General features: G+C 51.9%; 12 protein-coding genes and 1 pseudogene. 11 read left to right on the forward strand and 2 right to left on the reverse strand.

Annotated elements, in window-relative coordinates; genetic code table 11:
- From FKP33_RS26940 to FKP33_RS02715, 4 genes and pseudogenes are all read left to right on the forward strand, one after another.
- Positions 1-714, forward strand: a pseudogene (locus FKP33_RS26940) (hypothetical protein); the annotation flags it as partial.
- Entirely contained in the window at positions 711-1,010 is a 300-nt protein-coding gene (locus FKP33_RS02705; protein ID WP_054796982.1) for an EscU/YscU/HrcU family type III secretion system export apparatus switch protein, read from the forward strand. The pseudogene FKP33_RS26940 and the gene FKP33_RS02705, both read left to right, overlap by 4 nt.
- The gene (locus FKP33_RS02710; protein WP_054796983.1) at positions 1,007-1,381 is read left to right on the forward strand and encodes a YraN family protein; all 375 of its coding nucleotides are present in this window, start codon (positions 1,007-1,009) and stop codon (positions 1,379-1,381) included. The genes FKP33_RS02705 and FKP33_RS02710 overlap by 4 nt, the downstream gene beginning before the upstream one ends.
- A 247-nt stretch (positions 1,382-1,628) precedes the next feature.
- Positions 1,629-2,885, forward strand: coding sequence for an ATP-binding protein (locus FKP33_RS02715; RefSeq protein ID WP_141333892.1), 1,257 nt, complete (start codon positions 1,629-1,631; stop codon positions 2,883-2,885).
- A 168-nt stretch (positions 2,886-3,053) separates the two neighbouring features.
- Here the strand turns inward: FKP33_RS02715 and FKP33_RS02720 are convergent, their stop codons facing one another.
- Positions 3,054-4,622, reverse strand: a complete 1,569-nt coding sequence (locus FKP33_RS02720; protein WP_127604574.1) for a YifB family Mg chelatase-like AAA ATPase — start codon at positions 4,620-4,622, stop codon at positions 3,054-3,056.
- Positions 4,623-4,799: 177 nt separating this feature from the next.
- Here FKP33_RS02720 and FKP33_RS02725 point away from each other — a divergent pair, with 177 nt between their 5' ends.
- Positions 4,800-5,057, forward strand: coding sequence for a hypothetical protein (locus FKP33_RS02725; RefSeq protein ID WP_054796985.1), 258 nt, complete (start codon positions 4,800-4,802; stop codon positions 5,055-5,057).
- A gap of 39 nt (positions 5,058-5,096) precedes the next feature.
- On the opposite strand, the gene FKP33_RS02730 is transcribed toward FKP33_RS02725, so the two are convergent.
- A complete protein-coding gene (locus tag FKP33_RS02730; RefSeq protein ID WP_054796986.1) occupies positions 5,097-5,633 on the reverse strand; it encodes a 5' nucleotidase, NT5C type in 537 nt (178 codons plus the stop codon).
- A gap of 275 nt (positions 5,634-5,908) precedes the next feature.
- Here FKP33_RS02730 and sucC point away from each other — a divergent pair, with 275 nt between their 5' ends.
- From sucC to hslV, 6 genes are all read left to right on the forward strand, one after another.
- Positions 5,909-7,069 (forward strand): ADP-forming succinate--CoA ligase subunit beta, encoded by a 1,161-nt coding sequence (gene sucC, locus FKP33_RS02735; RefSeq protein ID WP_127604572.1) that lies wholly within the window; start codon positions 5,909-5,911, stop codon positions 7,067-7,069.
- A gap of 61 nt (positions 7,070-7,130) precedes the next feature.
- The gene (gene sucD / locus FKP33_RS02740) at positions 7,131-8,063 is read left to right on the forward strand and encodes a succinate--CoA ligase subunit alpha (RefSeq protein WP_127604571.1); all 933 of its coding nucleotides are present in this window, start codon (positions 7,131-7,133) and stop codon (positions 8,061-8,063) included.
- A gap of 120 nt (positions 8,064-8,183) precedes the next feature.
- Positions 8,184-9,287: a DNA-processing protein DprA gene (dprA, locus tag FKP33_RS02745; RefSeq protein WP_141333893.1), complete on the forward strand. Its 1,104-nt coding sequence runs from the start codon at positions 8,184-8,186 to the stop codon at positions 9,285-9,287.
- Between the two features lie 40 nt (positions 9,288-9,327).
- Entirely contained in the window at positions 9,328-11,439 is a 2,112-nt protein-coding gene (gene topA, locus FKP33_RS02750) for a type I DNA topoisomerase (protein ID WP_141333894.1), read from the forward strand.
- Positions 11,440-11,502: 63 nt separating this feature from the next.
- Positions 11,503-12,831, forward strand: a complete 1,329-nt coding sequence (gene trmFO / locus FKP33_RS02755; RefSeq protein ID WP_127604565.1) for an FADH(2)-oxidizing methylenetetrahydrofolate--tRNA-(uracil(54)-C(5))-methyltransferase TrmFO — start codon at positions 11,503-11,505, stop codon at positions 12,829-12,831.
- 127 nt (positions 12,832-12,958) lie between these two features.
- The gene (hslV, locus tag FKP33_RS02760) at positions 12,959-13,501 is read left to right on the forward strand and encodes an ATP-dependent protease subunit HslV (protein ID WP_054796988.1); all 543 of its coding nucleotides are present in this window, start codon (positions 12,959-12,961) and stop codon (positions 13,499-13,501) included.
- The last annotated feature ends 12 nt before the right edge of the window (positions 13,502-13,513 follow it).

Genomic DNA, 13,513 nt, shown 5'->3' on the forward strand with positions numbered 1-13,513 from the left:
CCGGCACAAGCGCGCCCGATCGAAGAAGGCCATCATGCGCTCGGGCGCATCATGAAAGCGATCGGCGTCGAGCATGAGCATCAGGCGTTCAAGCTGCTCGGGACGGATTCGCCGTCGGAAGCGAGAGATAGACAAGCCGATTCGCTGAAGAGCGTGCTGATGCAGCTGGCGCAAGTGCCGGACGCATCGGAAGAGGTCAAGCAGGCCGCCCAGCAGGCGGTGCAGCAAATTACAGGTCAGCAATTGTTGTTGAGTCCAGACCGGAACGCCCTTTTTTCCCATGTCACCCTGTTCGTTCCGCTTGTTCAAGCGGACGGCACGCAGACGGCCGCCATACACATTCAGTCCCGCAAAGGGAAGAAGGGCGGTCTGGATGCGAACAATTGCCGGCTCGTATTCGATTTGCAGATGAAAGCGCTCGGCGATACGTTAGTGGACGTTCAGGTGGTGAATCGAATCGTCAGCCTTCATGTGCATAATGACTCCTCGTTCACCGCGGCGCTTCTGGAGTCGTACCGCGAAGAAATTGCCGGAGGTCTTGCATCGATTGGTTACCAATTTATTTCCATGAAAGTAAGTCCATACCCGGCCAAGTTAAGCGATATTAACGACGCATCGGGCGAAGACCGCATGTCGGGGAAAGATTCCAAATCGAACGGAATTCCGTCGGTCTACTCGCACAAGCCCTATAAAGGGGTGGATATACGCGTATGAGTAAAAACGAACCGTCTGGAGCCGTAAAGAGAGCGGTGGCCCTCAAATATGCGCCCGAAAGCACGGCAGCGCCGAAGCTGGTGGCCAAAGGGAAGGGCCGGATCGCCGAATTGATGCTGGACAAAGCCAAAGAAAACGGCGTTCCGATTCAAGAGGATCCTTCGCTCGTCGAGGTGCTGTCCAAGTTGGACATCGATCAGGAAATACCGCCCGAGCTGTACAAGCTTGTGGCGGAGGTGCTCTCCTACATTTACCGTTCGGATTCCCGGGCGAAGGAATGGAGGAGTGAGCATTGACGGATCGGCTCGCCAATAGGAAACAAAGGGGCGCCAAGAGCGAAGCGGAGGCAGCGGCCTATTTAAACCGCGAAGGATGGACGATTGTTGCACGAAATTGGCGCTGCCGCACAGGAGAGCTGGATATCGTGGCGGAGGAGAAAGGGACGCTCGTTATTGTTGAAGTGCGCAGCCGAAATTTGAACGAGACATACGGTACGCCTTCCGAATCGGTCAACGGCAGGAAGCAGCGCCAAATCCGGGAGACGGCCGAAGTATACTTGCACCGTTATCGGGTGTACGACCGTCAAGTCCGGTTCGACGTAGTCGCAATCCGGATGGATCGTGAGGACAACGTCATACAGCTGGAACATATCCGCAACGCTTTCTGACGGGAGAGCGATTGCGGATTTTGTATGTTGTCGAGACTTTGGAATTGCAGTGCCTTGGCCAAGGGGGCGTCTACCGTTGTTGCTTCCTTTCGGGCGGCGTCAAGGAGCAGACGTTTGGCGATTTGTTTATTTTCAGGAAGGTCTCTACGCATAGAAGGATAGCGACAAGGGTTGTCGAATTCTATACAAAAAATGGTTTTTGTTTCTGGAAGTGGAGAAAAACAGGAGAAATAAACTGGAGGCAACTATGATCGCTTATTTCAAAGATTTCTTGTTAAATATTTTCATTATCTTTTCTCCGCTCGTATTTTATCCCTATATTTACAAAACCAAAAGCAGAATTCTACTATACCGATTGCTGTTGTATATCCTCTTTGCGTTTGCCTTAGTAGTCACCATGTCCTTTCCAATCAATCTGAATGGATTAAATTATGATTTTCGCTCGATTCCTTTAGCGGTCGGAGCTCTGTATGGCGGAACGCAAGTCTCCCTTTTATTATACGCAACCCTCATTTTATACCGCTATCTTGCAGGATATCCGTACAATTTGTTTTACGCCATTGCGTTACTGCCCAGTTTTATTGTGATCGTTTTCTCGCTTAGAAAGTATGCCTATTTAAAGCTGTCTCATAAAATCATAGCAGCCGTCCTTTTATGTACCCTGATTAAACTGACGACATTTACCGCTTATCTCTTCATGACGCAGCAAATCGAACTTTTTATTAATAACCCTATGGCAACCTTGCAGACCTATGCCATCCAAGGTGTAATCGTGGGCTTATGCGTTTATTTAGTGGAATTTCTGAATACCTATTTTCACATGCAAGAAGAGGTTAGCAAAAGCGAGAAAATGAATATGGTCAGCGACATGGCCGCTTCCGTTGCTCATGAGATTCGGAACCCGCTTACAACGGTGAGAGGTTTTATCCAGTTGTTTGGATCAGAAAACTTAGATAAAGATAAGAGACAACTGTATCAAAAGATATGTTTGGAAGAATTGGATCGTGCCCAGGTCATTATTACCGATTATCTCTCGCTGGCCAAACCCGATCCTGAAATTATTGAAAAGATCCATATTCATGAGGAAATCAGTTATTTATCGAATGTTCTCCTGACGTATGCCAATTACAATAATATACAAATCAATGCTATATTGCCTAAAGAACATCTCCTGCATATTGTGGGAGACCGCTATAAATTTAGACAGGCTTTAATCAATATCGGTAAGAACGCTATTGAGGCCATGTATAATGGAGGTCTTTTGGAAATTAAGGCTTATAAAATGTACGATCATGTTGTCATCATCATTAGCGATACCGGAATTGGAATGACTGCCGAGCAAATCAAAAGACTTGGAACCCCTTATTATTCGACCAAGGAAAAGGGCACAGGTCTCGGGACTATGGTTTCCTTCGGCATTATAAAAAAGATGAATGGGAAGATCGATATTAAGAGTGAGCAGGGCAAAGGTACGGAATGCAATATTATGTTCCCCAGCGCCTAGTTGAAAATGATGCGGCCGATAGCAGCGGCTATTAGCCGGGACGGCTAAGGCGGATTTGTACCGGCATCCGGTATGCGCGCCAAGTCCGCTTGAATCTTAGCGATATTCGAGTATAGATTGAGGCAGCATCGTACAGGTCGGACAGTGGGCAGGATCCGCAGACGCTTCCTAACGGGAGAGCGATTGCGGCTTTTGCTTCTTGTCGAGACTGCGGTATTGCAGCGCCTCGGCGACATGATGGGCGTTCACTTCATCGCTTCCCTCCAAATCCGCAATCGTGCGCGCGACTTTAATAATCCGGTCATAAGAGCGAACGCTTAAGCCGAGCAGTGTGAACGAACGCTCCAGCAAGGCGGAGGCGTCCCGCTGCAGCCTTCCGTATTCGCGTAAACGGCGGCCGCTCAGCTCGCTGTTGAACAGTATGCCGGTTCCCTGAAAACGCCGTTTCTGCGTCAAGTGCGCCTGCTCGACGCGTTCCCGCATTTCGGACGATGACATCGGCTTCTCCAGGCCGGCTAATTGCTCAAAGGGAACCCGGGGCACCTCGACATGCAGGTCGATCCGGTCCAGCAGCGGGCCGGAAATTTTCGAGCGGTATTGCGCCAATTTCAAGGGGGAGCAGAAGCAGGCATCGTTCCCGTCGCCCGTATCGGCTCCCCAATATCCGCATGGACACGGATTCATCGAAGCGGCCAGCAGAAAATGGGCAGGAAACCGATAGACGGCTTTCGCCCGTCCGATCGTTACCCATCGTTCCTCCATGGGCTGGCGCAGCACCTCCAGCACCGTTCTCGTAAATTCAGGCAGCTCGTCCAGAAATAACACCCCGCGATGCGCGAGGCTGATCTCGCCGGGCTTGGGCACGCCGCCTCCACCGACTAACCCGGCCGCCGATATCGTATGATGCGGCGTGCGGAAAGGGCGTTCCCGCACCAGCTGCCGACGATCGGCGAATTTGCCGGAGGCGCTGTAAATTTTAGTTACGTCTAACGATTCCTGCTCGTTCATGGGCGGCATGATGGTGGGCAGTCGTTTGGCAAGCATCGTTTTGCCCGTGCCGGGCGGCCCGATTAACAGGATGTTGTGCATGCCCGCGGCACTGACCATCAGCGCGCGCTTGACGTGCTGCTGTCCGCAAACGTCGGCGTAATCGTCGGCTTGTGCATCCGCTTGAAGGGACGCTGCTTGTGCAAGCGCAGGGGCTAAAGCCTGTCGTCCGCCATCCGTATCCGCTGTCAGCCTCAAATTCCATTCCGCTAAATGGCTGGCCGGCACGACTTCACAGCCTTGAATCCAGCCAGCTTCCTCGGCGTTATCCCGCGGTACGATCACCCGGCGGATCCCTCGTTTAACCGCCGATTCGATCATCGACAACACGCCGGGTACTGGGCGAATCGATCCGTCCAAAGCCAGCTCGCCAATCAGGAGCGAACGCTCCAGCGCTTCCGGCTCCAGCTGGCCGCTTGTCGCGAGAATGCCTAATGCGATAGCCAGGTCGAATGCGGCGCCTTCTTTGCGAATGTCGGCCGGCGCCAAGTTCACCGTGATTCGCTGCAGCGGAAAGGTAAACCCGCAGTTTTTGACGGCCGCCCGCACGCGCTCGATCGATTCTTTGACCGCGCTGTCCGGCAAACCGACAATATTCATTTGGGGAAGTCCGTTGCTCAAGTCGACCTCAACCTCGATCAATCTGCCTTCCACGCCGTGCAAACATGCGCTCGTTACTTTTCCGTACATGCCAAAAAACACCTCTCCCATGAATTTGCCATGGCTAAAGGTGCTTCCTTATCCGCCTCATTATGATTGTATTGTAATCGTTCCCTTCAAAGCTTGCAACAGTTTGCACGCAGAAGCTGTAACACGACGTTTGAACCGCCGGAATTTTGGCGACAATGGGGCTAGAGGTGATGAGAGATGCAGGAAAAACCGTACTTTTGTCCGAATTGCCGGTCCAATCGTATTAAGTTCAGCATCATATCGAGCTACTCGCAGCGTTTTCTGAAAGACGCGATAACCGGGACGGTCCAGCAGGTGACCGAACCCGAAGCGATCGAAGGCCAGGAGCCGACGATCCAATGTCTGGTGTGTCAATTCACCGGAAACGAGCTGCGCTTCATTAAACAAGCGGAGAGAGAGCCTCGAGAATCGACTTCCATCAATACGATTTATTGAGACCGGAACGCGCATCTTCTTTGACGGAAATGCGCGTTTTTACATGTTTAACGCCTTGGCGAAGAAGTCTCGAACCTCCAGCCAATTATTCACGCGAACGTAACCCGTTTCAAGAATGTTGTGAGGAGACGTAAACAGCAGGCCTTGTCCTTCAAACCGTTCAAAATGCTTCGCATTATCGTCGATCAAGTAATCGGCCCGAATGATGCTTTTATCCCCGCAAAACACGAAATTCATATCCGACAAGAACGGAAAGTGCTCCTTCAGCCAAGCATACTTGGCATTAAAGGACGTCGGCACTTCCATGGCAGCGGTTGTGATGAAGATTTCGTACGATTCGCTCAATTCGCGAATGACTTCCTGACTGTGAGGCATGACCTCCAGGTCGCGGAAGAAGTCGTTCGTCATGAAAATCTCATGTATATCGTCGCTTCTTTCCGGCCGCAATGCGCGCAGCTTAACGCCGTGCAAATCCGCGGCAGTCAATTGTTCCTGGAAGCCCTCGTTATACAAACGCAAATATTTGCTCATGGCATCCGCAATGACTTCATCCATATCAATAGCAATTCGTTTCAACTTCACTCCGCCTTCCGTCTTTGTCTAATTTTGTCGAATCAGAAAACTGCTCCGTTCCGAAAACTAATATTTTGTGAATCTATAAAAATAATATATCGCTATTTTAACATAAAAAATAAGGTATCCGCTTAAAAAAAGTGTTACAATGATAAAGGTTTGCCAGATCGGACATGCTATTGTTTGGCAAGCGCGCGTATTTTTAGCGGTCAACTCTTACCGGAAGGGAAGGGTCGATTCCATAGAGCAAGTCAATACCGATAGGAGGATTTTGCTAAATGAATATCCATGAGTATCAAGGCAAAGAAGTGCTGAAGCAGTACGGGGTTGCCGTACCGGAAGGTAAAGTGGCTTTCACGGTGGACGAAGCGGTGGAAGCGGCGAAGTCGCTCGGTACTCCGGTCGTCGTCGTCAAGGCGCAAATTCATGCTGGCGGCCGCGGTAAAGCTGGCGGTGTTAAGGTTGCCAAAAACCTGGATGAAGTGCGTACATACGCTGAGCAAATTCTCGGCAAAGTGCTGGTGACTCACCAAACGGGTCCGGAAGGTAAAGAAGTGAAGCGCCTTTTAATCGAACAAGGCTGCGATATTAAGAAAGAATACTACATTGGCGTCGTCGTAGACCGCGGTACGGGACGCGTCGTGATCATGGGCTCTGAAGAAGGCGGTACGGAAATCGAAGAAGTAGCCGCTCATTCCCCGGAGAAAATCTTCAAAGAAGTTGTCGATCCGGCCATCGGCTTGCAACCGTTCCAAGCGCGTAGACTCGCCTATAACATCAATATTCCTAACGAGCTCGTAAATAAAGCGGCTAAATTTATGCTGTCGTTATATACCGCTTTCGTTGAGAAAGATTGCTCTATCGCCGAAATTAACCCGCTCGTTGTTACCGGCGATGGCAACGTTATGGCTCTGGATGCCAAATTGAACTTCGATTCGAACGCTTTGTTCCGTCACAAAGACATTGTTGAGCTTCGCGATTTGGAAGAAGAAGACGAGAAGGAAATTCAAGCGTCCAAGTATGACCTCAGCTACATCGCGCTCGACGGCAACATCGGCTGCATGGTTAACGGCGCAGGTCTGGCCATGGCGACGATGGACATTATTAAATATTACGGCGGCGACCCGGCCAACTTCCTTGATGTAGGGGGCGGCGCTACCAAGGAGAAAGTAACGGAAGCGTTCAAAATCATTTTGTCCGACGAGAACGTCAAAGGGATTTTCGTCAATATTTTCGGCGGCATTATGAAATGCGACATTATCGCGGAAGGTGTCGTTGCTGCGGCTAGAGAGCTGGGATTGTCTCGTCCGCTCGTCGTCCGTTTGGAAGGCACGAACGTAGAGCTCGGCAAAAAAATCTTGAACGAATCCGGCCTGAATATCGTGGCTGCCGATTCGATGGCAGACGGCGCTCAAAAAATCGTGGCACTGGTGAAATAAGTCGAACGACGCAAACAGGCAAAGCCTTTTCTAAATAATTCAGGGGATGTGAACCATAAACATGTCTATTTTGGTAGATAAAAATACAAAGGTCATCACACAAGGGATTACCGGCGCGACCGGTTTGTTCCATACCAAGGGCGGTTTGGAATACGGTACGCAAATGGTTGGCGGCGTAACGCCGGGTAAAGGCGGAACGAACATCGATATTACGCTGGAGAACGGTACAACCGTCTCTCTGCCGGTTTTCAATACGGTTCAAGAAGCGAAAAAAGCGACCGGCGCGACCGCATCCGTTATTTATGTTGCCGCTCCGTTCGCCGCAGACGCAATCATCGAAGCCGTTGACGCCGAGCTTGACCTCGTCATCTGCATCACGGAAGGTATTCCGGTTCTGGACATGGTTAAAGTCAGCCGTTACATGGAAGGCAAGAAGACCGTCCTGATCGGACCGAACTGCCCGGGCGTCATCACGCCGGACGAGTGCAAAATCGGCATCATGCCGGGATATATTCACACCAAAGGTCATGTCGGCGTTGTTTCCCGAAGCGGAACGTTGACATACGAAGCCGTGCATCAATTAACGACTCGCGGTATCGGCCAATCGTCCGCTGTAGGTATCGGCGGCGACCCGGTTAAAGGCTCCGAGTTCATCGATATTCTTAAATTGTTCAACGAAGATCCGGACACTTACGCGGTCATCATGATCGGTGAAATCGGCGGTTCTGCCGAAGAAGAAGCGGCCGAATGGATCGCGGCGAACATGAAAAAACCGGTTGTCGGCTTCATCGGCGGACAAACGGCGCCTCCGGGCAAACGGATGGGCCATGCCGGCGCTATCATTTCCGGTGGTAAAGGGACGGCAGCTGAGAAAGTGGCCACGATGGAACGCTGCGGCATCAAGGTTGCACCGACTCCTTCCGAAATGGGCTCCACGCTTGTCAGCGTGCTTCAAGAAAAAGGTCTGCTCGAAAAGTGCACGACCCGCAAATAATTCCCGAGAACGGCAAGCAGCCTCTCATTCTCCGCATGACGGAGATGAGAGGTTTTTTTTGTTGGATTCGCCCCGAGTTTCAGTAAAGTTGTTTCTATTATAAGGAGTGATATATACTATATGAACAACCGGCACCTTTTGTTTGCGCTTCATCAACTGCCCGGCATCGGTTGGAAGACGATTCAACGGCTTGTATCCCGATTCGAAACGCTTGACGATATGCGAACGCTGGAACCACGCGAATGGACGCAGTTCGGATTCACACCCGGCCGGGCCGGACAGATGAGTTCCGCATTGCGGGAGCTGTCCGAGCGGACTTTGGAGGACTGGCTCGCGAGGTATGAACGCGAGGGAATCCGCTGGCTGACCGTCTGGGATGCGGATTACCCGGCGCTGCTGAAAGAAACGGCCGATCCGCCGTGGATTATATACGGCAAGGGCGACTTCTCTTTCAGCGGGCGATTATGTATCGCGTTGGTAGGGACGCGAACGCCGACCGTGTACGGCAAGCTAACGGCGGAAAGGCTTGGCGAGTCGCTTGCGAATGCCGGTGTTTGCGTCGTCAGCGGCATGGCGCGGGGGATTGACAGCCTATCGCACGAAGGCGCTTTAAGGGGAAAGGGTGGTACGATCGCCGTCCTTGGCTGCGGGCTGGACACGGTGTATCCGCCGGAAAATAAAGCGTTGTTTCACCGGGTCGCGGAGCAAGGGCTGCTCTTGTCCGAATATCCGCTCGGTACGCTGCCGCGCGCAGGCTTGTTCCCGCAGCGAAACCGCATTATTGCAGGGCTAAGCGTGGGCGTCGTCGTGGTGGAAGCGGCGCTTCAAAGCGGATCGCTGATAACGGCCAACCTTGCGCTCGACTACTCGCGCGACGTGTTTGCGATTCCGGGGCCGATTCATTCGGCCAAGAGTCAAGGAACGCTGAAGCTCATCAAGGATGGGGCCAAAATGGTTACAAGCCCGGACGATATTATGGAGGAATTTACGAGCCGGATAGCCTCGGAGCATTCCGCATACATTAAAGACACGAAGGAAACACTGGGAATTATGGCTGAAGATGAACGGAAAATCTATGAATTGCTGGAGTCCGGTCCGAAAACGATCGATCAGCTCTTGGGGCAAAGTCAATTTAACTTTGGACATTTGCACGCAGTTCTGATAAATTTACTAATGATGCGACGAATCGTAGAACTACCGGGATCAGCCTACACGATACCTTGATTTGTATACATATATATATATTGAAGGGGGAAGGACACCTATGGCCGATTCGTTAGTCATTGTGGAGTCACCCGCAAAAGCCAAAACGATTGGTAAATACTTGGGCAGTAAATATATCGTAAAAGCTTCCATGGGGCACATTCGAGATTTGCCAAAAAGCCAGATCGGCGTTGAGATCAAAAAAAACTTTGAACCGAAATACATTACGATTCGGGGCAAGGGCTCGGTTCTGAAAGAATTGAAAGACGCGAGCAAACGCGTAAAAAAAGTATATCTGGCGGCTGACCCGGATCGCGAAGGGGAAGCGATCGCCTGGCATTTGGCGCACTATCTGGAAATTTCCGATCAGGACCCCTGCCGCGTCGTGTTTAACGAGATTACGAAGCAAGCCGTGAAGGACGCGTTCAAGACGCCGCGCAAAATCAATCAGGATTTGGTTAATGCGCAGCAAGCCAGACGTATTTTGGACCGGTTGGTCGGTTACAAGATCAGTCCGCTGCTCTGGAAAAAGGTGAAAAAAGGACTTTCCGCAGGCCGGGTACAATCTGTAGCTGTCAAGCTCATTTACGACCGGGAGAACGAAATTAATGCGTTCGTGCCGGAAGAATACTGGACGATTACGGCAAAGCTGTCTACGGGCAAAGCCGATTTCGAAGCGAAGTTCTACAGCGTCGGCGGCAACAAGAAGGATTTAAAGAATGAAGCCGAGGTTAATGAAGTTCTTCAAGGGTTAAGCAAGTCGGAGTTTGTCGTCAGCGAGGTGAAAGAGAAGGAGCGGCACCGCAATCCTTCGCCGCCGTTCATCACAAGTTCGCTGCAGCAGGAGGCCGCTCGTAAGCTCGGCTTCCGCGCCTCGAAGACGATGTCCGTTGCGCAGCAGCTATACGAAGGTATTGATCTCGGCCCGGAGGGCACGGTCGGGTTGATCACTTACATGAGAACCGACTCGACCCGTATTTCGCCGGTGGCGCAAGAAGAAGCGAAGGACTTCATTGTGAATAAGTTCGGGGCGGAGTATTACCCGGAGACGCCGCGTGTTTACGTCAAGAAAAACAGCAACGCGCAGGATGCCCATGAAGCGATCCGGCCAAGCTCGGTGCTTCGCGACCCGGATTCCATCAAATCGCATTTGAGCCGGGATCAATTCCGTTTGTATAAGCTCGTTTGGGAACGCTTTGTCGCAAGCCAGATGGCCTCGGCCGTGCTGGATACGATGACCGTCGATTTAACGGCGGGCGAAGCTGTTTTTCGGGCGGTCGGGTCCAAGATAAAGTTCCACGGTTTTATGAAAGTTTATGTTGAAGGCAATGACGACGCGGCCGATTCCGGCGATGACGACGATCGTTTGCTGCCTCCGCTGAAGCAGGGCGATCAGGTAACAAAGAAACAGATCGATCCCAAGCAGCATTTCACACAGCCGCCGCCGCGATTTACGGAAGCGCGCCTCGTGAAAGCGCTCGAGGAGATGGGCATCGGACGACCGAGCACGTATGCGCCGACGCTCGAAACGATCCAGAAGCGCGGGTATGTCGCAATTGAAGATAAGAAGTTCGTTCCCACAGAGCTCGGCGAGCTTGTGATCCAGCAGATGATCGAGTTTTTCCCGGAAATCCTGGACGTCGAATTTACCGCGCATATGGAAGAGGGACTCGATCATATCGAGGAAGGCAAGGAAGACTGGGTTCAGGTATTGAGCGAATTTTACGAATCTTTCGAAAAAAGGCTGGAAGTTGCGGAAGAAGAAATGGAGAAGGTGGAAATCCAGGATGAGGTTTCCGACGAAATTTGCGAGAAGTGCGGCCGCAATTTTGTATACAAGATGGGTCGATTCGGCAAGTTTCTTGCCTGCTCAGGCTTTCCGGACTGCCGCAATACGAAGCCGATAGTCAAAGATATCGGCGTGCCGTGTCCGACTTGTCATCAAGGAAAAATCATCGAACGCCGCAGCAAAAAGGGACGCATATTTTATGGTTGCGACCGCTATCCCGAGTGCGAATTCGTCTCGTGGGATAAGCCGATCGGCCAGCCTTGTCCGAAGTGCAGCGGGATGCTGATCGAGAAGCGCAACAAGTCGGGTGTCTTTATTCAATGCGTCTCGTGCGACTTCAAGGAAGAAGCGAAGGACAACGAGAACGAGAGTGAAATGGAGTAACCGCATTATCGCTGACAGCGGTTAGCGGAGGCGTTGATGCGGAACATGCAGGAGGAACGAACGTTGACTGAAGGAAATAAAGTGACCGTCATCGGGGCGGGGCTTGCGGGCAGCGAGGCCGCCTGGCAAATCGCGTCGCAGGGCGTCCCGGTGGTTCTATATGAGATGCGGCCGGTGCGCAAGACACCGGCGCATATATCCGATCAATTCGCGGAGCTTGTCTGCAGCAACTCGCTGCGAGCGAACGGCTTGACGAACGCTGTTGGTTTGCTGAAGGAAGAAATGCGTATCATGAACTCGCTGATATTACGTGCGGCGGACAAACATGCGGTGCCTGCCGGAGGTGCACTTGCCGTCGATCGCGAAGGGTTCTCGGGCGAGGTCACCTCGATGCTGCGCAATCACCCGCTGATCGAGGTTCGCAACGAGGAGCTGGAGACGCTGCCGGACGGGATTACCGTAGTGGCTACAGGGCCGCTAACGTCTCCAGGCTTGTCCAAGCATCTGCAGGAGCTATTCGGCGAAGAATATTTGTACTTCTACGATGCGGCCGCTCCGATTGTCGAGAAAGATTCGATCGACATGAGCAAAGTGTACTTGGCCTCGCGTTACGATAAAGGCGAAGCCGCCTACTTAAACTGTCCGATGAACGAAGAAGAGTTTAACCGTTTCTACGATGCGCTTGTTACGGCGGAGACGGCGCCGATGAAGGAATTTGAGAAGGAAATTTATTTCGAAGGCTGCATGCCGATCGAAGTCATGGCGAAGCGCGGCCGGCAAACCGTTCTATTCGGACCGATGAAGCCTGTCGGACTCGTCAATCCCCATACGGGAGAACTGCCGCACGCGGTCGTTCAGCTCCGTCAGGACAACGCGGCGGGCACCTTATACAACCTGGTCGGATTTCAGACCCATTTGAAATGGGGCGAGCAGAAGCGCGTCTTCTCGCTAATTCCCGGTCTGGAGAATGCGGAGTTTGTCCGATACGGCGTGATGCACCGCAATACGTTTATCAACTCGCCCCGCTTGTTAAAGCCGACCTATCAATTCCGCAATCGCGACAACCTGTTTTTTGCCGGACAGATGACCGGGGTGGAAGGATATGTGGAATCGGCTGCTTCCGGCTTGATCGCAGGCATGAACGCAGCGCGCTTCGCCAAGGGGGAAGAATGCGTCGTATTGCCGGCAGATACGGCATTAGGCAGTATGGCGCAGTATATTACGACGGCGGACTTTAAACATTTTCAACCGATGAACGCAAATTTCGGATTATTTCCGCCGCTGGAAGAACGAATCAAGAACAAGAAGCTGAAGTACGAGAAAATCGCTGAACGAGCAATTGCGAAAATTCAGAATTTTTCACAAAACACACACAATTCGGCTTGTCAATGAAACTTGTACTATGTTACGATATACCCGTCTATCATGCATGTACCTTGGTCATGGGTCGGAAACTCACGGAAACTAAGCTTGTAATTAAGCTTAGTTTTCGTCTTGAATAGAGGAGGAAATTCGCCTTATGGAGACATTTCACGCGACGACGATATTCGCGATCCGGCATCAGGGGAAAGGCGCCATCGCCGGGGACGGTCAAGTGACGTTCGGCAACAGTATGGTGATGAAGTCGCAAGCGAAGAAAGTACGCCGATTGTACCGCGGCAACGTCATCGCCGGCTTTGCAGGCTCGGTGGCGGATGCGATCACCCTTTTTGAGAAATTTGAGGCCAAGCTTGAGGAGCATCACGGCAACTTGCAGCGGGCCGCGGTGGAGCTGGCCAAAGATTGGCGTCAAGACCGGGTGCTCCGGCGTCTTGAGGCGATGATGATCGTCATGGATCGTACGGGCCTGCTGTTGATTTCCGGCAATGGCGAAATTATCGAACCGGACGACGGCATACTGGCGATCGGCTCCGGAGGCAGCTTCGCGCTTGCGGCGGGTAGAGCGCTTCACCGGTACGCGCCCGACATGAGTGCCAAGGAAATCGCGAAGGCGGCTTTGACGATGGCTGCCGACATCTGCGTATTCACAAACCATAACATTATCGTTGAAGAGATCGAATAATCCGGGAGGTGG

The organism is Paenibacillus sp. tmac-D7 (assembly GCF_006519665.1).
Taxonomy (GTDB): Bacteria; Bacillota; Bacilli; order Paenibacillales; family NBRC-103111; genus Paenibacillus_G; species Paenibacillus_G validus.